At 63.7% G+C, this 22,969-nt stretch carries 21 protein-coding genes; 7 read left to right on the forward strand and 14 right to left on the reverse strand.

Translation table 11 applies throughout. From position 1 onward, the window contains the following. Positions 1-28: 28 nt before the first annotated feature. From Q4S41_RS19305 to Q4S41_RS19345, 9 genes are all read right to left on the reverse strand, one after another. Entirely contained in the window at positions 29-775 is a 747-nt protein-coding gene (locus Q4S41_RS19305) for a queuosine precursor transporter (protein ID WP_305032769.1), read from the reverse strand. Positions 776-905: 130 nt separating this feature from the next. After that, entirely contained in the window at positions 906-1,817 is a 912-nt protein-coding gene (locus Q4S41_RS19310; protein WP_305032770.1) for a ribonuclease Z, read from the reverse strand. 107 nt (positions 1,818-1,924) lie between these two features. Next, on the reverse strand, positions 1,925-2,299 hold the full coding sequence (locus Q4S41_RS19315; protein WP_046246220.1) for an STAS domain-containing protein: 375 nt from the start codon (positions 2,297-2,299) through the stop codon (positions 1,925-1,927). A gap of 72 nt (positions 2,300-2,371) precedes the next feature. Continuing rightward, positions 2,372-3,247 (reverse strand): DUF4198 domain-containing protein, encoded by an 876-nt coding sequence (locus tag Q4S41_RS19320; protein ID WP_305032771.1) that lies wholly within the window; start codon positions 3,245-3,247, stop codon positions 2,372-2,374. Next, positions 3,247-4,008: a DUF3592 domain-containing protein gene (locus Q4S41_RS19325; protein ID WP_305032772.1), complete on the reverse strand. Its 762-nt coding sequence runs from the start codon at positions 4,006-4,008 to the stop codon at positions 3,247-3,249. Before Q4S41_RS19325 ends, Q4S41_RS19320 begins: the two co-directional genes overlap by 1 nt. Positions 4,009-4,031: 23 nt before the next feature. After that, positions 4,032-5,870 carry a glycosyltransferase gene (locus tag Q4S41_RS19330; RefSeq protein WP_305032773.1) on the reverse strand — a complete coding sequence of 613 codons (1,839 nt, stop codon included), beginning with the start codon at positions 5,868-5,870 and terminating at the stop codon, positions 4,032-4,034. A 237-nt stretch (positions 5,871-6,107) separates the two neighbouring features. Further along, entirely contained in the window at positions 6,108-7,439 is a 1,332-nt protein-coding gene (locus Q4S41_RS19335) for a carboxylesterase family protein (protein WP_305032774.1), read from the reverse strand. Positions 7,440-7,598: 159 nt separating this feature from the next. Further along, positions 7,599-8,495, reverse strand: a complete 897-nt coding sequence (locus Q4S41_RS19340; protein ID WP_305032775.1) for a YitT family protein — start codon at positions 8,493-8,495, stop codon at positions 7,599-7,601. 113 nt (positions 8,496-8,608) lie between these two features. Next, on the reverse strand, positions 8,609-10,504 hold the full coding sequence (locus Q4S41_RS19345) for an alpha-amylase family glycosyl hydrolase (RefSeq protein WP_305032776.1): 1,896 nt from the start codon (positions 10,502-10,504) through the stop codon (positions 8,609-8,611). A gap of 194 nt (positions 10,505-10,698) precedes the next feature. On the opposite strand from Q4S41_RS19345, the gene Q4S41_RS19350 reads away from it, so the two are divergent. After that, positions 10,699-11,370: a hypothetical protein gene (locus Q4S41_RS19350; protein ID WP_305032777.1), complete on the forward strand. Its 672-nt coding sequence runs from the start codon at positions 10,699-10,701 to the stop codon at positions 11,368-11,370. Between the two features lie 89 nt (positions 11,371-11,459). Continuing rightward, the gene (locus tag Q4S41_RS19355; protein WP_305032778.1) at positions 11,460-11,867 is read left to right on the forward strand and encodes a DUF6960 family protein; all 408 of its coding nucleotides are present in this window, start codon (positions 11,460-11,462) and stop codon (positions 11,865-11,867) included. Between the two features lie 124 nt (positions 11,868-11,991). Here Q4S41_RS19355 and Q4S41_RS19360 read toward each other — a convergent pair whose 3' ends face one another. Then, positions 11,992-13,338 (reverse strand): YfcC family protein, encoded by a 1,347-nt coding sequence (locus tag Q4S41_RS19360; protein WP_305032779.1) that lies wholly within the window; start codon positions 13,336-13,338, stop codon positions 11,992-11,994. A gap of 154 nt (positions 13,339-13,492) precedes the next feature. Between Q4S41_RS19360 and Q4S41_RS19365 the strand changes: the two genes are divergently transcribed. Together Q4S41_RS19365 and Q4S41_RS19370 are read left to right on the forward strand one after the other, a co-directional pair. Next, positions 13,493-13,738, forward strand: coding sequence for a hypothetical protein (locus tag Q4S41_RS19365; protein ID WP_305032780.1), 246 nt, complete (start codon positions 13,493-13,495; stop codon positions 13,736-13,738). A gap of 70 nt (positions 13,739-13,808) precedes the next feature. Continuing rightward, positions 13,809-14,813, forward strand: a complete 1,005-nt coding sequence (locus Q4S41_RS19370) for an alpha/beta hydrolase family protein (protein WP_369811336.1) — start codon at positions 13,809-13,811, stop codon at positions 14,811-14,813. 13 nt (positions 14,814-14,826) lie between these two features. Here the strand turns inward: Q4S41_RS19370 and Q4S41_RS19375 are convergent, their stop codons facing one another. After that, positions 14,827-15,444, reverse strand: a complete 618-nt coding sequence (locus tag Q4S41_RS19375; protein ID WP_305032781.1) for a hypothetical protein — start codon at positions 15,442-15,444, stop codon at positions 14,827-14,829. A gap of 160 nt (positions 15,445-15,604) precedes the next feature. Here Q4S41_RS19375 and Q4S41_RS19380 point away from each other — a divergent pair, with 160 nt between their 5' ends. Beyond that, entirely contained in the window at positions 15,605-17,161 is a 1,557-nt protein-coding gene (locus Q4S41_RS19380) for a glycosyltransferase family 39 protein (protein WP_305032782.1), read from the forward strand. Positions 17,162-17,212: 51 nt separating this feature from the next. Here the strand turns inward: Q4S41_RS19380 and Q4S41_RS19385 are convergent, their stop codons facing one another. Beyond that, positions 17,213-17,731: a 2'-5' RNA ligase family protein gene (locus Q4S41_RS19385; RefSeq protein WP_305032783.1), complete on the reverse strand. Its 519-nt coding sequence runs from the start codon at positions 17,729-17,731 to the stop codon at positions 17,213-17,215. A gap of 194 nt (positions 17,732-17,925) precedes the next feature. Between Q4S41_RS19385 and Q4S41_RS19390 the strand changes: the two genes are divergently transcribed. Then, positions 17,926-19,053: a spore photoproduct lyase family protein gene (locus tag Q4S41_RS19390; protein ID WP_305032784.1), complete on the forward strand. Its 1,128-nt coding sequence runs from the start codon at positions 17,926-17,928 to the stop codon at positions 19,051-19,053. A gap of 153 nt (positions 19,054-19,206) precedes the next feature. Continuing rightward, entirely contained in the window at positions 19,207-20,469 is a 1,263-nt protein-coding gene (gene hutI / locus Q4S41_RS19395; protein WP_305032785.1) for an imidazolonepropionase, read from the forward strand. Positions 20,470-20,651: 182 nt separating this feature from the next. Here the strand turns inward: hutI and Q4S41_RS19400 are convergent, their stop codons facing one another. Then, positions 20,652-21,635 (reverse strand): hypothetical protein, encoded by a 984-nt coding sequence (locus Q4S41_RS19400; RefSeq protein WP_305032786.1) that lies wholly within the window; start codon positions 21,633-21,635, stop codon positions 20,652-20,654. A 90-nt stretch (positions 21,636-21,725) separates the two neighbouring features. Further along, a complete protein-coding gene (locus tag Q4S41_RS19405; protein WP_305032787.1) occupies positions 21,726-22,850 on the reverse strand; it encodes an outer membrane beta-barrel protein in 1,125 nt (374 codons plus the stop codon). Between the last annotated feature and the right edge of the window lie 119 nt (positions 22,851-22,969).

The raw sequence follows: 22,969 nt of genomic DNA on the forward strand, positions 1-22,969 counted from the left end.
CGGTGAAAGGACGACGAGCGGAAAAAAGTTACACGCTTGCGTTTTCCAGGGCTTCTTCCTGCAACTCGGCCGTTTCGTCCTTGCCCAAGTACTTGTCAATCAGAAAATGGGCCAGATACAGCACCGGCGTGAGCAGAATGGCGGCCGCGAACTTGTACCAGTAATTGGTATTGGCTACGCTCAACACTTGGTCCATCGACCAGTTGCCGAACACGTAAAACGCCACGTACAGCACCACGAACGAATCCACGAGCTGCGAAACCAGCGTCGAGCCCGTGGCCCGCAGCCACACGAAGCGCCCGCCCGTGGCCTTGCGAATGGCCGAGAAAATGGTGGCATCGAGCACCTGCCCCACCGCAAACGCCACAATGGAGCCTGTAATAATGCCCAGCCCCTGCCGGAAAATGCTCTGGTAGGCAAAGTCGATGTTGAACGGCCGGCCCAGGTTATCGGTCTTGTTTACATCGAGCCAGAAATCGGCCGGTGGTAGCTTGGTGGTGAGGTAGATAACCCCAAAAGCGAACAGGATGAGTACCACCGTCAAATAACTGATGCGCAATACCCCTGCCTTGCCAAAATACTCGTTGATGATGTCCGTGGTCACAAAAACCACCGGCCAGATGAGCACGCCCGCCGTGAGGTTGCCGGGCAGTCCCATCAGCTTATCGGCCGAGAAAATCTTGACGCCGATGATTTCGGCCAGCAGCGCATTCACCAAAAAAATCCCGCTGAGGACGAGGTAGAGCTGCTGCTTTTTGTGCGCGAAGGGAGTCATTAGGGATTGGTTTTTCTCTGTCATCCTGAGCGCAGCGAAGGACCTTATTGCGAATGAACAACTTGTTGGCCGGTGATAAGGTCCTTCGCTGCGCTCAGGATGACAGAGAAAAGATGATAAGTAAATAAGGCTACACGCTCACCGTCAGCCCTTCCGAAGCCAGCTCAGCGGCGGGAAATACCGCCTGGGCTTCGTGCAGCAGCGGCTCCAGGGCCTTGTAGCGGCTGGAGAAATGGCCCAGCAGCAGGCGCCTCACGCCCGCAGCGGAGGCTATCTGGGCGGCCTGACGGGCGGTGCTGTGGTGCGTTTGGGCGGCGCGCTCGCGCAGGTCTTCTAGGAAGGTGGCCTCGTGGTAGAGCAAGTCGACGCCCTGGATGAGGGGCGCCAGGGCCGGGGTGTAGAGCGTGTCGGAAAAAAAAGCGTAGCGGCGGGGTGGCAAGGCCGGCGTCGAGACATCGGCGTGGCGCAGGGCGGGGTAGGAGCCGTCGGCTTCGAGGTCTTCGCCCTGGGCCAGGCGGGCCAGCTGCTCGGGGCGCAGGCCGGGCGGCAGCTTTTCCTTGAGCAGGTTGGCCCGACGCGGCTTTTCCGAAAACAGGTAGCCCGCGCACGGAATGCGGTGGCGCATGGGCAATGAGGCCACCGTAATGGCTTCGTCTTCATACACCACAGCGTGCGCCTCCGTATCCACGGGCGTAAATTCCATGGTGAAGGCCAGGTGCATGTTCGAGACGCGGGCCTGCGTCACCAGCACTTCATCCAGGCCGGGCGGGCCGATGATGCGCAATGGCTGGGTGCGGCCCTGCAGGTGCATGGTGCCCAGCAGGCCGAAAAGGCCGAAATAATGGTCGCCGTGCAGGTGCGAAATGAAGATGGCGCGCAGGTGGTGCGGGCGCACGCGGTGCTCCAGCATCTGCCACTGCGCGCCTTCGCCGCAGTCGATGAGGTAGGTGGACGCGCCCACCGTGAGCACCTGCGCCGTGGGGTGGCGCCCCACCACGGGCGTGGCCGACGCCGACCCTAATATCTTCAGCTCGAAAGTCATACGTTGGGAAAGCCGCAAGCTATAAGCTGCAAGCCGCAAGCCATTGTTCTGGCTAAAAGCAGAACAGCAGCTTGCGGCTTGCAGCTTATAGCTTGCGGCTAAAAGAATTACTCTTTGTCCGTCAGGTCGCGCTCGATGGCATGCAAAAACACGCGGTCTATGCCTTCTTCGACGGTGGGCAGGATGTGCAGCACCGACTCCAGCTTGCTGATGGTAATGAGCTTGAGCACGTGGTCTTGCAGGCCGGTGAGCACCAGCAGGCCGCCCGTCGAGTTGCACAAACGGTTGGCAATCAGGATGGAGCTCAAGCCCGACGAGTCCGTGTACTTCACGTTGGTGAGGTCCAGAATCAGGTTGTTGATGCCTTCCGCGTTCAGCTTCACAAACTCCGATTTGAGGTCGGGCGCCACGGTGGTGTCGAGCTTCTTCTCCTCAATGGTGATGATGGTGTAGCTTTCTTTTTTATCAATCGTGTACTTCATACAGCGTAAGCAAGGGGAGTAAGGGAACGGCGAAGGTAAATAAAAAACCCAAAATTTTGGGTGAACCAACTACTATTTTGTGCCCAGCCGCCGAGGTCCGCCGGCCGGCCCGGCAAAAGTAAGCGACGCCCAGGTCGATTGCCAGTCGGCGCGGTCGCGCAGCTTGGCGGGCGCGGCCGTCATATCCACGGCCGCCAGCAGGTAAGGGCCCGGCCCGGATAAGCGTAACAAAATCCGGCCGCTTTGGTTGGCGCGCATGGTGAAATGGGTGGTGGGCAGCCCGCCCGGCTGGCGTTGCCACACCTGCACCGCCGCCCCGAAGGCCGGTTTGCTGTTGCGCAACACGCGCACGGTCAGTGATTTGTCGATGGCCAGGCGGTAGGGGTTTTGCTCGGGCACCAACTCCAGCGGCAGGCCGTAAATGCGGCGGCAGGCGCTGTCGGTGGCGGGCGCGGTGGCGGCGGCTTCGCCCACCTGCACGAGGGCTTTGGCGCAGCGGCGGTAGGTTTCGCGCCCGGGCTGGTCCATCTGCTCGTTTTCCTGGCGCAGCTTCAGGGCGTAATCGAGACCTTCCTCGCGCAGGTAGGCGGTAAATTCTGCGGCGGGCAATTCGATGAAGGAATTGGTGGAGCGCATGAGCACCACATGGGTGCCGGGCTGCGCAAAGGCGAAGCTGGTGCGGAAGGTGTCGGTTTCGGTAGCGTTTTTAGATGTGAGGTTGGTGCTGTCGGCCGGGGTGGGGCCGTAGCGCACTAGGCGCAGCACTTTGGTGGCTTTGGTGGTCCAGGGCTTGCCGCTGAAGTCGGCGCCGATGAGTGGGCGGATGCTTACCGTTTGGCCCGCTTGCAGGCGGAAGCGCGGCGGTTCGAGCCAGAACTCGTGGGCGAGGGTGGCGGTCGCGATTAAAATGCTTCCGGATATGACCAATTTGGCGGGGTAAATGCGCATTATTGGATATTGTTAGCCGGAAGCCGCAATCTGTCTCTTACTAGTCGGGGTAATTGAGCGACCAGCATGGCGTTGGCGGAGGCGTTGCCCTGCAACGCAAGATTCTCCTGCTTGCCAAATTTTTTTAAATCGGTTGATGAAACCTCGCACAAATATTCGTGCGTGCGGCCGTGGAACTGATAAGCATAGCGCGCAATGTATCCTTTCACTTCCTCGTCAGTTTTAGAAGTATCGGGCTTAATCTCATCACAAATAGCGGACACCACGAATACATCGGCAGCAATGGCAATAGCTCGGCTGCAGAAGACAGCGCCTTTGCGAGCTAATTGAAAACCGCCCATTAACACACCGATAACCGGAATAAGACCCCACGGCGGAAACGGAGCGGTGGATGTGCCAACGATGCGCGAAAGGCTGGGTTTGTCTTTCACGTATTCTATTTGAATTGCAGTACCGGGCTGGACCGTTTGTGAACTTGAGTAGGAGTGGCTCTGCCGAAGTTTGCCGGCCAGTTTGAACCGGTAATCTATTTCCCAAATCACGTCCTCGGCTTCGCTCTCTGAATAATCGGTGGGGCTGGCGCTTGTAATGGTACCCGCAACCTGAGCCGTGGGCTGGAAAATGAACCACAGACCATCCACACCCACAGCCGGCACAAAAAATACAGCCAGTAGCACCCCGATGATTCCAAAGACTACGCCGACCGAAAAGCTAACATCACCAAGGAAAATCCGAAGCTTATCACCCAGGGTTAGATGCATAAAAGCCGCTGATTAAGTGAGTCCTACTGCCGTTCCAGCGCCAGCGCATACGCTCGGTCGTAGTACACGCGCAGGTTTTTCCAGTCGAATAACTCGGCGGAGCTTTCCACGGCGTTGCGCTGCATGATGCGTTCACGGCGGGTGAGGAGTACGAAGTCCCAGAGCATGTTGCAGAGCTCCTCGGCCGATTCGTCGAAGGTTTTTTCCTGGCGGTGCACCACGAAAATGCCTTTGCTCTCGGGGTCGGGCACGTTTTGCAGGGCGTAGTCGCCAAAGCCTGAGAGGTCGGAGGTGATGGCGGGCACGCCGCGGGCCACGCATTCGAGCGGGGTATAGCCCCAGGGCTCGTAATAGCTCGGAAACACGCCCATGTGGCAGCCGCGCACAAACTGCCCGTACTCCATGCCCAGCAGGGGCGAGGCCGGCGACACAAAGTCGGGGTGGTACACCATTTTTACCCGGTCGTGCTTGTGGTTGAGCAGGTTGGCCCGGCGCATGAAGTTCAGGATGTCGTCGTCTTGGTCGTTCACCAGGTTGTGGGTGATGACGGGGGGCAGGGTGTTGGTCTTCCAGGTTTGGAGCGTGCGGCGGTAGCGCAGCTTCCAGTAGTCGTCCACCATGGCGCTGAGGTCGGGCAGCTTGTGGTCCTGGCTGGCGGCGGCGGCGTAGAACAGGCGCTCGCCCACTTGGCGCTCGATGGCCTGGCAGGTTTCGTGCACCTCATCCAGCAGGGCGCGGCGTTCCAGCACCTGCGGGTTGATGCTGGTGTAGGGCCGCTTGGTGATGAAAAACATCACCACCTGGCCTTCCAGGCCGCTTTGCTGCAGGCGGTGGTTGAGGCGGGCCAGGGCTTCGAGGGTCAGGTCGAAGCCTTTGTTGTGGTACTCGTAACGGCCGGAGGTGAAGAAATACAGCGTCTTGTCCAGGTCGAAAGCGTACGACTGGAAAAAGTGGGCCATCACGAATTCGTGAATCTTGGCCTTGTACTGCTGGTGCAGGTTCTGGAACTCGTGCAGGGCCACGAAGCGCTCGATGTTGAGGCCGTTGGGCAGCACCGCGTCCGGAATCCTATCGAGCAAATAGATGCACTCGCGCACCGTCAGCTCGCTCACGGTGGTGAAGACGTGGCTGCCGTGGGCGGCGGCGCGCTCCATGCGCACGGCCGGCTCGATGTTGAAGTGCTTGGCTTCGGCCTCCCAGTTCACCCACATCAGGTGGTCGTAAAAGGCCGGGTCGTTCATGGCCAGGTAGCGGCCCAGCAGGGTGGCGTGCGTGGTGAAGAGCAGGTGCGCGGGCACCTGCAGGCGGCGCAGCTCCGGAATGGCCACGCCGGTCATCCACTCGTGGAAGTGGCCCAGCAGGCGCTGCGCGGGCTTCACCTGAGCCGCCACGTGCTGAAAGAAAATGGTGGTGAGGTGCCCAAAGGCAATGACCTGGTGCAGCAGGTCATCGTTATCCGGCGAGGGAATACCGTGGCGGGACCACAGTTCCGACTTCAGCTGGCCGAGTCGGCCGTAGGTCTGAAACGGGTTGATGAGCACCACGCGGGGCCGGCCCGTCACCAGCCAGGTACCAATCTGCACGTCGTACCCCTGGGCGCGCATGGTGCGCACGGCCGCCCCAAACGGGTCGGAAGCGGTATGTATGGCCAGGTCGTCGTAGGGCTCAAATTCGCCCTGGGCCATGTTGGGGAAGTAGGGCCCAAGCAGGCAATACCGGTCGCCCCAGGCGGGCACGGTGGCCGGCACCTTCGAGCGGATAACGGTGTAGATGCCGCCCACCTGATTGCAGACTTCCCACGCTACCTCAACGAGCAGCGAATCGGGAAACAGGGCTTCGGGGGCGTTGGCAGTGGTCTGCATAGGATGGGCGCGGGAATTGGACGGCGAAGAACGAGCGAAAGAACGTGGCGAAAGGTAAGCCGGTTTGGGCCGCACCTGCCAAATACAGGAGGCTTTTTTTGAGGGCTTAGGCCAATTTTTATAGTTGAGGCAGTACGAATATCGCCTGTCATCCTGGGCGCAGCGAAGGACCTTCTCACGAATGAGCAAGCTGTTCAAGCGTGAGAAGGTCCTTCGCTGCGCCCAGGATGACAGGTGTTATGCTTTCTCCACCTCCAGCACGCCTGGAATCTCTACTCGCTCGGGCAGCACGCCGGTACGGGCAAAATCAGCCCACAGCTGCCGCACCTGCCGGCCGGCGGCGTCGAATTCCTCCCAGTTGGCCGCGCCCAGCAGCGGCGTGGCGGCCCAGCCGGCGCGGTTGCCCAGCAGCAGCGGCAAATCCACGACGTGCGCGGCCCCGAATGGGCTGCCGGGCGGCTGGTAGGTGAGCAAAAACCGCCAGGCCCGGCCGCCCGCCCGGGCCTGCTGCGCGGCAAAAGCCTGCGCTGGGGCCAAGTAAATGCGGCGCGACGTGACCTCCGTGAGCAGGTGCACTACGCGGCGGCCCGCCAGCGGCAGGCGCTGCAGCCAGTTGAACGTCGGGTCGATGACGGCAAAAAAGCGGGTTTCTTCGGCCGTGGCGCCGATGAGTACGTCTATGTACGGGGCCACCGCGGCCCAGCTGGCGTCAATTTCGGTTTCGGGCGGGAGGGGCGCGGCGCCGTACTGGGGGCCGAAGGGCATGCCGCTTTTCAGGCCCTGCCAGCGGGCGGCTCTGACCACGGCGCTTTCGCGGGCCAGCACCTCGGCCACCGTTGCGGAGGGCAGGAGCGGGCCCATGGCCCGGCTCATGGCGCGTAGCATGCGCTGGCGATTGCGGGTGAGGCCCAGCGGGGCGCTGTGCAACATCACGCGCCGAAACAGGCCGGCCGCGCCCTCCGTGAGCATCAATTGAGCAATGGCATCGGCCCCCGACGAATGGCCGAACATTGTCACCAACGCCGGGTCGCCGCCAAATGCGGTGATGTTGCGCTGCACCCAGCGCAGGGCTTCCAGCAAATCGAGCAAACCCAGATTGGGCGGCGTGTTGCCGCTGCCCAGAAACCCGAACAGCCCCAGCCGGTACGTCACGGCCACGAATATCACCCGCTGTTCGGCTACCCAGGTGGCGGGGTCGTAAATGGCCAAATCGCCCGCGCCGGATACGTAGGAGCCGCCGTGCACCCACACGATGACCGGCAGGCGCTCATTGGGGCGAAAATCGGCGGGCACGGTGATGGAAAGGCGCAGGCATTCCTCGTCAAAGCTGAGTGCGGCAAACAGGTCTCCCATCACCTGGTCCACCCGCGGGTCGGCGAGCTGTGGGCAGGCGGGAGCGGGCGCCGTGGCCTGGATGGGAGCCGTGGCGGGTGGCACCGGCACCGGCGGCTGGAACCGCGCGGCCCGGGCGTAATGAATGCCGGTGGCGCGTAGCACCGGCCCATCGGCCCGGCCGATGATGGTGCCGGCGGGGGCGGTGAAGTGGGGGGCGGTGGGGGTAGTAGGCAAAGTATGAAAAGAGAAAAAAATATAACATCATATAAGCAGCACGTCATGCTGAGCGCAGCCGAAGCATCTCTACCGTAGCAGTAAAGCTTAATTACTTGCGCGGTAGAGATGCTTCGGCTGCGCTCAGCATGACGTTCTAGTTTTAGTTGATAATGATGCCTAATGCAGCGCCCGCTTCTTGATGATGCCGCCCTGCGCGTCGTCGATGCGGTATTGCACGATGAAGGCGCGGGGGTCGACTTCCTGCACGGCGGTGCGCAGGGCGGGCAGCTCCAGGCGCGTCACGACGGTGAAGACGATGTCGCGCTCGATGCCCATTTCGCCGCGCTTGCCGTAGCCCGATTTGCCCTGGTACATCGTCACGCCCCGACCCAGCTTTTCGGTGATGACCTTGCGGATGGCGTCGCTGTATTCCGACACGATGGTGACGCCCGTGTACTGCTCGATGCCGTTGAGCACGAACTCCAGCACGCGGGCGGCGGCGAAGTAGGTGAGCATGGAGTACAGCGCCGGCTCGGTACCGAGCACCAGCACCGCCACGCCGAAGATGACGACGTTGAGAATCAGGATTAAGTCACTGACTTTGAGCAGCACCAGGTAGCGGCTCACAAGCAGGGCGGCAATTTCGGTGCCGTCGAGCACGGCCCCGCCGCGCATGGCCAGCCCGATGCCCGCCCCAATGAACACCCCGCCGAACACGGCCGTGAGCAGGCGGTCGGGCGTCACATCGGGGAAAGGCACCAGGGCCAGCACCAGCGCCAGCCCGCCAATGCCCAGGGCGCTGCGCAAGGCGAAGCGGCGGCCCAGTTGGTTGTAACCCAGTGCAATAAACGGCAGGTTGATGACCAGAATCAGAATGGAAAGCGGCAGGCGAAACGCCGTGGCCAGCAGCATGGAAACGCCCGTGACGCCGCCATCAATGAAGTGACTGGAAAGCAGGAAGGACTTGAGCCCGAACGCCGCCGAAACCACCCCGGCGATAATAAACAGGGCGTTTTTCAGTTCGGAGTTGGGGACGTTGTTGGGCTGAACAGGAGAGGAGTCGGTTGGGGCCATAAGCAGGAGAAGCGGTGAGGCGCGAAACCTCAGAACGTGGGTGATGCAAAACGCAAAAACGCCATGCGACGCGGGCCACATGACGTTCTGCTATACGGGAAGCGGGCCAATTGTTACCCTTCCTGCGACAAAATGAGCACCGCGTAGGGCGCCACGCCGATGCTGCCGTGCCAGGCGTAGCCGTCGTATTCGCCCGCCTCGGCATCAATGCCGAAGCTGTCGAAATCGCTGAATTCGCCGTCGTAGCCGCGCCAGTCGCTGTTGAAGCGCACCGTCCAGCGGCCGGGGCCGGGCAGGCCGATGGTGTAGTTTTCGCGGGCCGCGTTGGCGAAGTTGGCCAGCACCACGGTGGTGTCGTTGGGCACGTTTTCGCCCTGGTCCCAGCGGGCGAAGGCCACCAGTTTCTCGGTGTTGTTGACGTGGAAAACGTGGGTGTGCTGGCCGCTCAGGCCGCGCGTCTGGCCCCGGAAGTTGCGGCGCAGCGCAATCAGGTCGCGGTAGAGGTGCACTAGGCCGGCGCGGGTTTCCACGTGGGCCCACACCAGCGGCTCGGCGTCGTTGAACTCGCCATCGGCCAGAAATTCCTGGCCCTGAAACAGCATCGGAATACCCGGCGCCGTGAACACCAGCGCGGCGCCCAGCGTGGTGCGCTTCTTGGAGTAGTAGCTGTCGGGCGCGTCGGGCATGATTTCGTCGGCCACGCGGCTTTTGCCGTTGGCCACTTCGTCGTGGCTTTCGGTGTAGATGACGCGGCGGAAGGCGTCGCCGTTGTAGCTCTCGGAGAGGGCATCGGCCACAGCCTGCATGTTGCGGTCGGCGTCGTTGGGCGTGGTCAGGGCTTCCACAATGGGGTACACGAACGAGCTGTCCCATTGCGAATCGAAGCCCTGACCGCCGTTGGCCACGCTTTCGGTGATGCCGGCGTTGCCGCGCATGTCTTCGGCGATGGTGATTTTCCAAGGCATGGTCTGGTCGATTTCCTCGTTAATCCAGCGCATCAGGCTCCAGCCTTCGGGCAAGTCGTCGCCGGGGTTTTCTTCGCCCTTCACGTTGCGGATGAAGGCGATGGCATCGGCTCGCAGGCCGTCGACGCGGTATTCCTGCAGCCACATCAGGGCATTGTCGCGGATGTACTGGCGCACCTCGGGGCGGCCGTAGTCGGGGCGGTTGTGGCCCCAGGGCGTTTCGGCCTTCCAGTCGTTGTAGAAATAGATGCCGCCGCCGTCGTTCTCGCTCCAGCCGTCAAATTGCCACAAATCCAGGTCGCCGGGGCCGAAGTGGTTGTACACCACATCCAGCACCACCGCAATGCCGTGCTGGTGCGCCGCTTTCACCAATTCTTTGAAGGCCACCGGTCCGCCATAGTCGCTTTCCAGCGCAAACGGATTGGCCGGGTTGTAGCCCCACGAGCGGCTGCCCGGAAACTCCGTGGCTGGCAACAGCTCGATGCAGTTGATGCCCAAATCGCGCAGGTAAGGCAACTTTTCGGCCACCTGGGCGAAGGTGCCCACCTTGTCAGCGTCGGGGGCGTTGAAGGTGCCCACGTGCAGCTCGTATATCACCAGCTCGTTCCAGGCCGGCATCTGGAAGTTGTCGTCGGCCCAATCGAAATTCGGGTCGTGCACCACCGACGAGCCGGCCGAGTTGGTCACCTGCCGGGCGTAAGGGTCGTTGCGGTCGAACTGCTGCTTGCCGTTGGTAATGTGGTATTTGTACTCGTCGCCGGGCTTGGCGCCGGGCACGTCGATGGCCCAATAGCCGTCGGCCTCGTGCTGCAACGGGTTCTTCCCGGCATTCCAGTCATTGAAAGTGCCAATCACGGAAACCGCGTCGGCGTGGGGTGCCCACACCCGGAAGGTGGTGCCGCCCTCGTGGGGCACGGCGCCCATGCCGGGCTGCGGCGCGGGCCCGGTGGGCGGGGCGCTGGCCTTGGCGGCGGGCTTGGTGGCGGTGGTTTTGGAAGGGGTTTTGGCGCGGGGCGCGGGTTTGGAATCGGAAACGGTTGGCATTGAAAAAAGCAAAGCCCTCTGCCCGGGAAGCCGAAAATGCGGCCGGTGCAAAGCAAGAGGTAGGTGGGCAATACGCATCTGAGCAACTTTTGGCTAGCTCATGCATGCCGTCTGCTTGTTCAGGCTGTTGGTCAGGGCCGTAGCCCGGCGGCGCCGAGTTGCGGCTTTGCCAAATTCTCCCGACCTTTTCCGGCATGAACGTCGCCACTCCCGCCGCCGAGGGCCGCACCACCCTCTATCATCGCCGCTACGCCAAGCAGCAAGCGGCTAAAACGCTGGGGCACGTCGCGCCGGCCCTGGTACTGTTTTTTGGCGTGGTGCCCATTCTGTCAGGGGAAGAGCATCTTACGTTCCTGGGAGCCTTGGAAATTGCCGTGGGCGCGGCCTACCTCGGGCTGATGGCGCGCGAGCTGCGGCACCTGCGCCACAACCCCTTTCACCGCGAGCCGGTGGCATGGCTGGAGCTGGCCGCCGCCAGCATTCTGGCCCTCGAAAGCTACCACATCTGGCACCGCCACCATGCCGCCGAGCTGGCCGGGGCGCCGCACCGGCTGCACGTGCTGCCCTGGCTGTACGCCGCCGTGGCGCTCATGTACGTGGTGCTGGCTTTCCGCCTCAACCAGCTGACCGACCGGCAGTTTCTGCACCTGCACGCCGATGGGTTTGCCGTGCGCACCCACCGCCTGGGCCCGGCGCACGAGTTGACGTGGGCCGAAGTAACGGCCGTGGAGCCCGTGGGCCCCGCCGACGTGCTGGTGCACCGGGCAGATGGCCAGCAACACCGCATTTCCTTCGCCAACAGCCACGACGGCGCCGCGCACCGCGACCGCCTGCTGGCGCATTACCAGACGGCAAAGAAGAGTTGAGATAGAAAAGCTAAAGCAACCGGGCGGGCAACTTTGGGGACTGAATTGGGGTTTTGGGGGTAATCTTTGCCCCGCTTTTTTACCACCCAATGCGCCGACCCAAACCCGTCATTTTTGGCCTTTACGGCTGGTCGCCCGATTATGGCTTCCGCTACATTCACCCCGCCAACCGCCGCTCGTTCGAGCTGCTGGAGCCCGTGGGCAAGCTGTTTGAGAAAATAAGTGAAGACGAAGAGGGTGAATGGATTACCATTCGCTACGACGAGCAGCAGTTTCTGGTGCGGCCCGAGCTGTTCAAGGAAATATACCACAAGCCCAAGTTCAGCTTCGGCGATGCCGTGGAGGAGGTGACGCCGCAGCCGGGCCAGTACCGCCACTTCGGCCACATTTCGGACGTGTTCTGGAACGAGTCGACCGACACGGCTTCATTTCAGATTGTGGAGCGCAAGCGCAAGCTGCCGCACGTTTTCGCCGCCAGCGAGTTGCGGGCGGACTGAGAAAGACGTCTGTTACACCTGTCATCCTGAGTGCAGCGAAGGACCTTGTCACTTCTGCACTTTCGTTGTTCTTTAGTGGCAAGGTCCTTCGCTGCGCTCAGGATGACAGACATAAACTCAAGCCTCACACGCCCAGCGCGATGGCCGCTACCACACCCGCCACGCCGAGCGCCAATAGCAAGCCGTAGAGCGGGGCCACGAAGCGAATCCACTGGTCGAAGCGGATGCCGCAGATGGCCAGCATGGCCAGCAGCGAGCCGTTGGTGGGCGTGATGAGCTCGCAGAGGCCGGCGGCGTATTGAAAGCACAGCACCACCACCTGGCGCGACATGCCGATAATGTCGGCCAGCGGCGCAAAGAGCGGCATGGTGAGCGTGGCCTGCCCGCTCACGCTGGGCACGGGCAGGTGCAGCGCGGTTTGCACCACCATCATGCCCAGCGCGGAAAGCGTAACGGGCAAATGCGCCAACGGCGCCGATAGGCCCTGCACAATGGTATCGACAATGTGGCCCTGCTCGAGCACCACGAAAATGGCGCGGGCAAACCCAATCAGCAGGGCCGAAAACGCAATGTCGCGGAAGCCGGTCACGAAGCCTTCGGCCGTGCCCGAGAAACCCAGCCCGCCCAGCAAGCCGGCCCCCACGCCCAGCACGAAAAACAGCGCGCCCATCTGGTCGAAATTCCAGCCCAGGCTCACCACGCCGTAGCCGAAGATGCTGAAACACACCAGTAGCAGGAGCAGCACCAGGCCGTGGCGGCCGGCCCCGCGGGCATCGGCCACTACGTCGGCAATGGTGAGGTCGGGGGCTACGCGGTGGCGAATGGCGTGGCGCATGGTGCCCGCAATCCAGAGGGCCACGGCGGGCAGCAGCAGGGCTATGCGAAAGGCCCCGCCCGAGAAAAAGGGCAACTGCGCCAGCTGCTGCGCGATGACGACCTGAAACGGGTTTATCGGGCTAAACGCGGCGCCCACGATGGCCGCCCCCAGGCTGGCCGCCACGGCAGTGATGACGGGGTAACCCAGCCGCCGCATCAGCACGAGCAGCACCGGCACCAGGGGCACAATTTCCTCCCCCATGTTTTCCAAAGCGCCCATGGTGGCGAACAGCAGGCTCACGATGGGGATGACGAGCACCTCGCGGCCCTGGGCGCGGGCCAGCAGCCAGTCCACGCCGTGGCGCAGGGCGCCGGTTTGGTCGAGCACGGTGAAGGCGCCGCCGGCCAGAAAAATGAGAAAGATGATGTCCGCGGCGGCTTCCATGCCTTTGGGCACATCCACGAGCATGTCGAGCGGGCCCACGGGCGTAGCGGCCACGCGCTGGTAGGAGCCGGGCACCACCACCTCGCGGCCGGTGGCCGCGTTTTTCTGGCGGGCAAACTGGCCGGCCGGCAGCACATAGCTCAGCGCGGCGGCCAGCATGATGAAGCCCACCAGCAGCACCAGCGGGTGGGGAAAGCGAAAGGTGTTCATGGAAACGGATAGCGAAGTCTGGGAACAAAAGAACGTCATGCTGAGCTTGTCGAAGCATCTCTACTGCGATGAGTAAACCCAATCGACAGGAATACTGCGGCGGCAGAGATGCTTTGACTGCGCTCAGCATGACGTTCTTTTGTATTTCCCTGCCGTGACTCTCGCCGATTTCAAAGCCCTGCACCAGCGCCTCCAGGCCGAGCACCTTGCCCGGCACGGCACCCGCCTGGCCGAGCGCCAGGAAGACAGCTTCGACCTGACGCTGTATGCGGTGGCGGGCTTCTACGCCGAAATCTGGCGCAGCCGCGGCGAGGAGCCTATCCTGTTCATCCACGTGTTTCAGAAACCCGCGGGGCTGGGCGACTACCTACGGCTGGTGCAACTGCCCACCGGCCTCTAAAGTCCTTGCGCCGCCCCGGCAACGTAGCCGTTCGGCAAAAACGGACTGCATGCGCCCATCCTTACGGCTTTTGATACTGGTGCTCCTGGCGGGCCTGGGCTACCCCGGCCGCGCCCAAACAGCGCCCTCCACCCAAACCACGCCCGCCGCCCGGCGCTCGCCCGAGTCCTTTGGCTACCGTCAGCTCGTGGTGATGTTCGGGCGCGACAGCGTGCAGGTGCTGCTCCTATCGAAGCCCGGCGAAGAGAAGCTGAAGAAGCCGCTGCTGCTCTGGGAGCAGGGTTCCATTCCCACGCCGCTGGTGCTGTACGATGAGCACGGGCTTTATACGCCGTTCGGATTTCACCCCAAAAAGGTGCTGGAAAGCTGCCATATAGCCATCATCAGCAAGCCCGGCATTCCGCTCACGTTCGATGTGACGGGGCAGGACCCCAACGCCATTTTTCGCGAAACTTCTCCGCCGGCCTACTACTGCGCCCGCAACTATCTTGACTACTACGTGCGGCGCGATGAGGCCGTGCTGCGCTACCTCAAAAAGCAGCCGTGGGTTGATGCGGCGCACGTCGTTATCGGCGGGCACTCGCAGGGCACGAGCGTGGTGGCGCACCTGGCCGCCGTGCCGGGCCTGGTGAGCCGCGCCGTGTACCTGAACGGCAACCCGTTGGGCCGGCTGATGTCGATGCTGGCCCAAAACCGGCAAGCGGCCGATACGGCTGCGGTAGGCTGGGTTTTCCGCCGCTGGCAGCAGGTGGTGGCCGACCCCACTATTGCCGACTGCAAGGGCGACGACCCGCGCAACACCTACGGCTTCGGCTCCTCCGAAATGCCGGTGCTGCTGCGCACGAAAGTGCCCATGTTCATCGGGTTCGGCACGCGCGATGCGGGCGTGGCCGGCGACGACTACCTGCGCCTGGAAGCCACGCGGCAGCACCGCACCAACTTCACCTTCCGGGAATATCCCGGCCGCGAGCACAACTTCTTCGGCTTCAAAGATGGCCAAATCAATTACGACGACGACTACTGGGACCAGGTGGGCGAGGACTTCCTGCGCTGGGCGGGCCTATGGCCGCAGTAGCGCCGGCCGCGGGCTAGTCGCCCAGCCGGTCCACGTCGGTGAGCTGGCCCTTGTTCTGCATGATTTTCAGCTCGAACTGGCCCAAGGAGAACGGCTCTTTGCTGTATTTGGCGGGCTCGTTGAGTTGGTCGATGGGGTGGCTGTTGTCGATGGTGTACTCGTTGGCCACCACCTCCACGGTGCTGCCTTGCACGCCCACCACTTTCAGCAGCGAGTAGGCGTTGTCGTCCGCTTTGGCGCGCACCGTGTAAATGTCGCCCACGTGCGGGGCGGTCAGGTAGGCTTGGTTTTCGCGGTCGTCGCGCGCGCCGGCCAGGGCCGCCCAGCCCAGGCCCACCGCCAGCAGCGCCGTGCCCGACCAGGTCCACAGCGGCATGCGGGTGGCCTGCTTCGCGGCGCGGATGGGCTCGCGCAAGGCCGGCGGCAGCGCTTTGTTGTCCCAACTCAGGTTGCAGTTTGCGCAGGCGGCCACCACCGGTTTGGCAAAGGGAAAGAGCGGGATGTAGTAGATGTGGGCATACCGGCTGAACAAGCTCACGTGCAGGGTATCGGCGGCGGCGCAAAAGGGGCAGGCCACGCCGGGCAATGGGGCGGTGCGCACGTGGGCACCCTTGTAACCGTAGAGAATCATTGGAAAAGTAGCTCGTTTATCAAAGGCAAGTGAAATAAATGAAGTAGCGAAAGATAGGGCCCGGCGGGCGGTAAATCAGCTCCTTCGCGGCCACGCCCGGCAAAAGCAATTCTCCTCCGAAATGCGCTGCCAGCCGGAGCCCGTGGCTACCTTGCTGCGCATGAAACGCTTCCTGCCGCTCGCCTTTGCTCTGGTCAAGTTCGTGTCGGGCTACCTGCTCATCAGCACACAGTACGACTTGCAGCGCGACGAATACCTCTACCTCAACCAGGGCCAGCACCTGGCCTGGGGCTACCTGGAAGTGCCCCCGCTGCTGGCGGCGCAAGGCTGGGCCACGCTGGCGCTGGGTGGCGGCGAGGGGTGGGTGCATTTCTGGCCGTTTCTGTGGGGCGCGGCCACGGTGTACCTAGTGGTGCGGCTGGCCGGGCGGCTGGGCGGCGGCTGGTTTGCGCAGGCGCTGGCGGGCGTTTGCTATTTGGCCTCGGCCTTTGCGCGGCTCAATATGCTGTTTCAGCCCAATTCGTTTGAGGTGCTTGGGTTCGTGCTGGCGCTGTATGCGTTGGTGTGCTTTGAGCAGGAACGCCGGCCGCGCTACCTCTACTTGCTGGGCGCGGCGCTGGGCCTGGGCTTGCTGAACAAGTACACCACGCTGTTTTTCATTGCCGCGCTGGGCGGCGCGCTGCTGCTCACCAACTGGCGCCGCCTGCTACTGAACCGGCATTTCTGGGGCGCGGCGGGGCTGGCGCTGCTGCTGTGGCTGCCCAATGCGCTGTGGCAAATCCGCCACGGCATCCCCTTCCTGCATCACATGGCCTTACTCAAGTCCAGCCAGTTGGTGCACGTTAATCCGCTCGACTTCTGGAAGGCCCAGCTGCTGATGTGCCTGCCCGCCACCTGGGTATGGCTGGCCGGCCTGCTGGCGTTGCTGCTGAGCCGGGCGTTTCGGGCCTACCGCGCCGTGGGGTGGGTTTCGGTGCTGGGCGTGGGCCTGCTGGCCGCGCTGCACGGCAAGGACTATTACGCCCTAGGCTACTACCCGGTGCTATTTGCCTTTGGGGCCCGGTGGTGGGAAATGCGTTTCCGCCGCCCGCAGCGGGCCGCTGGCGCGTCGCCCTTTTACTGGGGCACGGCGGTGCAAATTGCCCTGGTGCTGTTGCCGCTGTGCTTTTTGAGCTTCTTTCTGCCGCTTATGTTTCCGGTGCGCAGCCCGGCCACTATGGCCGCCCTGCGCCCCCAATACGCCCCGCTCGGCTTCTATCGCTGGGAAGACGGCCAGGACCACGCCCTGCCCCAGGACTACGCCGACATGCGCGGCTGGCGTGAGCTGGCCGACAAAACCTGGGCCGCCTACCAAAGCCTGCCCGCTGCGGCCCGCGCCCACACCCTCATTCACTGTGCCAACTACGGCCAGGCCAGCGCCATCAACTACTTCAACCGCCGCCGCGCCCTGCCCATTGCCAACAGCCTCAACGGCAGCTTCCTCTACTGGTACCCGCCGCTCGATTCGTGCCAGGCCGTCCTCATCGTCGACGACGAGCCGCACCCGGAGCTGGCTCCGCGCTTCGCCTCCTACCGCCGCGTCGCCGCCATCACCGACCCCTACGCCCGCGAGCGGGGCACGGCCGTTTTCATCGGCTTACAGCCCGATAGCGCAGTACTGGCCCAGGTGCGGCGGGAGCATCGGGCGGCGCTGGCGGCTTGGGAAGGGCCGAAATAAGGTGGCGGCTGGGCCTGCTTCTGCACGACGGGCTGGCGGCGCCCTTTTCGCTTAGCCCTCGAACGGGAATTCGGCCAGGCTCTCCCACGGCCCGTTGCGGTAGGACCACAGGTGCAGCCCGGTGCCCCTCGCTTCGAAGGGCTCAAAAGTGGCTTGCAGTTCGGCCAGCAGCTGCCGGGCCGCGGCGGGCTCCACCTTGTTTTGGATGGTGACGTGGGGCTGCAGTTTTTGCTGGTCTTGGGGCGTGAGGTGAGGAGCGAAGGCCGTTTGCAGCCGGCGGTGCAGGGTGCGCAGCTCGTCGTTCTCGATGGTGAAGGCCACGCCCCGGCCCAACGAGCGCAGGCCCGCCACGCGCAGCGCCAACGGTTCCTGCGTGCTGCTGATGTGCCGGAGCTGCTCGCTCACGCCGGCCAGCTCCGGGCCGGGCAGGTGATGAAAAAGGGTGAGGTGGGCGTCGAGGTAGTTGATTTTGGGCGGGAAATGCTGCCGGCGCAAGTCGTTGAAATACGCTTGCCCGGCGTCGTCAAGCACGAGGGTGAGAATGAGTGGGGCGGCGTCGGGGTGGGGCATGTGGAAGGGCGAACGGAGGGCTAAGCTGGGTACGCAAAATGGTGGCTGGCCGCCGGGCAGGCAGCTATTTCGGGTGAATATCCGAGGCCATTGTTTCAAGTGAAAAAGCTGCTATTTGCTTCGATTAAGGCTTTTTTGCGGACTTTATTTCCTGCCAAAAACGTTGAACTACTATCTGCCACCAACCCAACTTTATGCTGACCTCCGGCTCGCTCGTTGCCCTTTCCGATACCCTGCTCACCGATGCGCCCACGCCCGCCCTGGCGCCGCGCACCCACTCGGCCAAGCTGTGGCTGCCGCAGCGCGTGGTGTTCACGCCCGATGCCCTCGACGAAGAGTTCGGCCAGCAAATCCTGGCCCGCGTTTCGGCCCAGAACCTGGAAGTGGAGCTGCTGAAAAGCAACCGCCTCACCGGCCTGCGCGACCCCGGCGGCGACGTGCGCGCCACCTACCGCACCGCCAAAAACACCCTGGCCGTGGTGAAGGCCCCCGCCGGCGCCCTGCGCCTGCAGCCCACCCCGCCCTCGGCCGACTGGCAGCTGAACCTGGCCGAAGGCTGCCCCGCCCACTGCCAGTACTGCTACCTGGCTGGTTCGCTCAGCGGCCCGCCCGTCGTCAAGGCCTTCGCCAACCTGCCCCAGCTGCTGGCCAATACCGCTACCTACGAGCAGCCCGGCCGCGTCGTAAGCTTCGAAGCCAGCTGCTACACCGACGTGCTGGGCATCGAGCACCTCACCGGCAGCCTGGCCGAGGCCGTGCGCCATTTCGGCACCCGCGAAGGCACCCGACTGCGCTTCGTGAGCAAGTACGACCACATCGGCCCGCTTCTGGGCCTGCCGCACCACGGCCGCACCCGCGCCCGCTTTTCCCTCAATGCCGAGCCCGTGGTGCGCCGTCTCGAAGGCGGCACCGCTTCGGTGGAGGCGCGCATGCAGGCCCTGCGCCGGTTGGCGCTGCCCGTGGCCGAGGGCGGCGGTGGCTACCCCGTGGGCGTGGTGCTGGCCCCCATCATGCCCATTCCGGACTGGCAGCGCCACTATACCGAGCTGCTCGACCGCCTGCAGCAGACGCTGGATTTTGACTGCGACCTGACCGTGGAGTTCATTACCCACCGCTTCACGCCGGGCTCGAAAGACGTGCTGCTGCAATGGTACCCCAACACCGGCCTCGACCTGGCCGAGGAAGGCCGGGCCGTGAAGCGCAACAAGTTCGGCGGCCTCAAATACGTGTACCAGCCCGAGCAAATGCAAGCCATGAAGGCCTGGTTCTACGCCGAATGGCAGCGCCGCTTCCCGCACGCGCCGGTGCAGTACTGGACGTAATCGGGTGCAGGCATTTTTTCGGGACTGTCATCCTGAGCGCAGCGAAGGACCTTGTCACGGCTGCCGTTTGGATTACTGCAAACTGCTCAGCCGTGACAAGGTCCTTCGCTGCGCTCAGGATGACAGAAGAGTGGTGCCCCATACTTTTGCCGGATGCTTCCCTACACCCTCGTCATCGAACACGCCGCGCAGGTGCTCACTCTGGCCGGCGGCCCCACCGCCCGTCCGCTGGCCGGCACCAACCTGCACGATTGGACCATTATCGAACAGGGCTACGTGGCCTGCCAAGGCGATAAAATTGTGGCTGTCGGGCACATGGCCGACCTCGACCTGGCCCACATTACTCCCGAAACCCGCCTGCTGGATGCTTCCGGCTGCGTGGTAATGCCGGGCCTGGTGGAGTGCCACACCCACCTCGTATTCGGCGGCAACCGGGCGCACGAGTTCGAGCGCAAGCTGCGCGGCGAGTCCTACCTCGATATTCTGGCCAGCGGTGGCGGCATCCTGAGCACGGTGCGCGCCACCCGCGCCGCTACGGAAATGGAACTGCTGGAAAACGCCCTGCACCATTTGGAAGGCTTCCGGCGCTACGGCATCACCACGCTGGAAGCCAAAAGCGGCTACGGCCTCGACCGCGACACCGAGCTGCGCCTCGTGCGCGTGGCCCGCGCGGCCGGGCGCCAGCAGCCAGTGCGGGTGGTGCCCACCTTCCTGGGCGCCCACGTGGTGCCGCCCGAATTCAAGGAAGCCGGCCCGCGCGCCTACGTCGATTTCATTCTGCGCGAAGTCTTGTCGGACCTGAAAGGGGAGGCGGCCTTTGTGGATATTTTCTGCGAGCAGGGCGCATTCCCACTGGAGGTGGCGCGTTATTTCTTGGAGCAGGCCCACAAAATGGGCTTCAGCCTGAAAATCCACGCCGAGCAGCTGCACGACCTGGGGGGCTGCGAAATGGCCGCCGCGTTGGGCGCTACCAGCATCGACCATTGCGACTACCTCACGCCTGCCGCCGCCGCCCGCATCGCGCAGCAAACCCAGGGCCAGACCGTGGCCGTGCTGCTGCCGCTGGTGCCGCTGTTTCTGCGGCAGGAGAAGTACGCGCCGGCCCGCGAGTTCATCAATAATGGCCTGCCCGTGGCTCTAAGTACCGATTTCAACCCCGGCTCGTGCCCCAGCAAAAACCTGTGGCTGGCGCTGTCGGTGGCCTGCCTCAAGATGGGTTTCACGCCTAAAGAAGCCGTGGCCGCCGCCACCCTCAACGCCGCCTGGGCCATTGGCCACGCCGCCGACTGCGGCAGCCTGGAGCCCGGCAAGCGCGCCGACCTGCTGGTGCTCAACGTGGGCAGCGTGGCCGAAATCCCCTACTGGCTGGGCGAAAACCCGGTGCGCGACGTGGTAATTGCAGGCGAGCGGGTTTGAGCGCGGGACTTGGTTAGGATTTGGCTTGTCTAGTTAAGAACGTCATGCTCATCTGGCGTCCGCGCAGTCGAAGCATCTCTGCCGCAGGGGTAATCAGATTTACTGCTGCGGTAGAGATGCTTCGACTGCGCGGACGCCAGATGAGCATGACGGTCGAATACGGACAGCTTTCCTCCTCCGAATTAAAGCAGCTGCACCAGCTGCGCAATTTCTGCCGCAGTGTGGGGCTGTAGCGCGGGCGTGTAAATGGAATTTTGCCGCCAGACGTAGCGCGCCGTGCCGAAGTATAGCTGGCCATCGCGCAGCTGCTGCACAATGACTTGCGTGTCGGTGCCCTCGGGCAAGTGGTTTTGCCAGAGCGTGGGGTCGGCCGTGGCGAAGGTGCGGCTGAGGCTGGTGTAGCCCACGGGCCGCAGGTACACCCGCGTTTCGGTGGCCCCGGCGGGCACGCGTACCTGGGCCGTGGTCCAATTCGAATTATTTACGGGGCGCCAATACTGGTCAAAATTCAGCCAGCTGATGGTGTCGAGCGGAAAATTTACGTTGTAAAAGCCGCTGCTGGCCGGCAGCGGCGACCACGCGGTGCGGGCCCCTTGCACGGCCGGTTGCCAGCCCATCGAATCGGCCGCCGCCCGCACCCCCACATTCTGCACCATTGGCAGGGCCCACAAAAACATCCGGGTCGTATCGAGGCCGGCCGTGGGAACGGGCGCGCTGAGCGTCGTCAGGTTGGGCGCCGAGCCGGCCGTGCCCGCAAACTGGCTGCTCCAGCGCAGGCGGGTGCTGCCCTGCCAGGCCTGCACTCTGTATTCGCCCGCCGACACCAGCAGTTGGTTGTTGAAATACGCTACGTTGGTATGCATGCCCGCCAGCAGCAGTTCGCCCACCGAATGCAGCTCCTGCACCCGCAGCGTGGCGGTGCCGGTGGCCAGCGTGTTGGTGGGCAAAACCAACGAATTGGCTTTAAACGAAATAGTTGCGCCGCCGCTGGTGCGAAAGGTCTGCCCCTGGCCCAGATTGACGGAAAACGACTGCACAGGCGGGGCATACGGCTGGTAGGCCACCGCCAGCGACGTGGCCGTTGGGGTGTATATCACCAAATCTTCGCGGCGGCAGCCACTGGCCAGCAAGGCAATAGCCACGCTTAACAGGCTAATTCTTTTCATCAGAAAACGGGTAAAAATTGGCACAAGGAATCCCAAGGCGCCAATTGGTTAGCACCCGCGTATTCCAGTAAAAAAATGGTTGCTAGACCCTTACGGTAAGTCGTACGACATGCCCAGCAGGGCCGTGCCCCCCAGCAGGTGGCGGATTGAATAGCCGCTGGTCGGCTTGGCCAGCGGCGAGAGCATATAGCTGGCCGTGGGCTGGACCAGCAGCTGCCAGGGGCCGGCCAGGCGGTAGCGCACCTCCGCCCCCAGGCTGGCAGCCAGGCTGAGGCTGCGGTAGGGACTGCCCGAGGCGCCCCAGGTTTGGGGCTGGCAGGCGCAGGCCGAGCCCTCGGTGCTGGTGCCGCCGAGGTAAATGGCGGCATCGAAGCCCCCAAGCAGGCCTACCTGCCAGCGCGGGCCCGTGGTCCAGACATAGCCGGCGCGCAGCGGCACCGTCAGAAAGCGGTAGGTATCGCGCTGGCGGATAGTGGTGCCGCTGGCCCGGCTGAGGCTGTCGAGAAAAGCGAAATCGTAGCTGGCCCGCGTGATTTGGGCGGCGCTCACCTGCCGCAGGGCCAGCGCGGTGGCGTATTCGGCGTAGCCCAGGCCGGCGCTCACCGTCCAGTGCGGCGTGAGCGTGCGGCGGATGCTAAGCTGCGCGGCGTACCCCAGGGCGGGGCGCTCCAGCGAGGCCGCAGAGCTGGTGGAGGTGGTCTGAACGCGGTTGATGTTCCCATTCGAAAAAACGGGCGCAGCCGTTACCGGCGTCGCCAACGAATTGGTCGTGTAGGAGAGCCCCGAAGCTGTGCCGAGGTGCCGGTACGTCAGGCCCGGGCCAGCCACCAACTGCACCGCCCACCGCGATACCACCGCGGGCAGCAGGGGCGGCAGGGGAGCTACTTCGACCGGCTGCGGCGTGCGCAGCGCGGCACCGGCCGGCACTTGTAGGCCGGCCACCCGCAGGGCCAGCCCGTCCCAGGCGCCGGATTGCGCCGCGTCGGACGGAGCTTCTGCCAGGCTTGGCGCAGGAATAACGGCGGCCGGGCGTGTGCCAGCCTGGCGCTCTGGTGCGGTGCGTGCAACCGCAGAAGCGGCAATTTCTGCTGCATCCGTAGCCGTTGCAGTCACGGAAGCTGCGGCGGCTGCTTGCGGGCGGCGGGCAGCCACGGCGGGCCGGGAAGCGCGGGCCGCATCCACCGCCGAGACACTGCCCGGGCCGGCCAGCGCCATAGTTGCCGGGCCAGGGCGCGTGCCCCGCCCGGTGCGAGACCCACGCCGCTGCCGGGCTTCCAAGCCACGCGGTTCAAATCCTGCCAGGGGCAACGCACGATGGCGCCGCGCAAGGCGGC

This window comes from Hymenobacter convexus, assembly GCF_030580955.1.
In the GTDB taxonomy this organism is placed as follows: Bacteria; Bacteroidota; Bacteroidia; order Cytophagales; family Hymenobacteraceae; genus Hymenobacter.